Genomic DNA, 272 nt, shown 5'->3' with positions numbered 1-272 from the left:
TCGGTGCAGTTGGAAGAACACAAGGCCGCGGCACTGTGGGCCACCGAAGACGGCAACGACAAGCTGGTCAACATCCAGGGCGAGGTCTTCGAGGCCAATACCGGCGATGTGGAAGACGACGGGCTGCCGCGCTTCAGCGGCCCCGAGGGCACGGCCGCGGCCATGCTGGTGCTGTACCGCCGGCTGCAGCCGGTACTGGCCAGCCTGAAGGAAGGCGATGTCGAGGAGCTGCACCTGTCCGGCCGCGGCTCCTGGCGCGCCGAGCTGGAGAA

At 68.0% G+C, this 272-nt stretch carries 1 protein-coding gene; it reads left to right on the top strand.

All coding sequences use genetic code 11. The features are described from left to right. The coding region (locus SAZ04_RS22095) for a cell division protein FtsQ/DivIB (protein ID WP_332699746.1) at positions 1 to 272 on the top strand (272 nt) is incomplete at both ends.

Origin of the sequence: Halalkalibacter lacteus (assembly GCF_036663595.1) — a bacterium.
GTDB classification, from domain to species: domain Bacteria; phylum Bacillota; class Bacilli; order Bacillales; family Bacillaceae_D; genus Halalkalibacter; species Halalkalibacter lacteus.
This window is presented reverse-complemented; position numbering and strand designations above follow the sequence as displayed.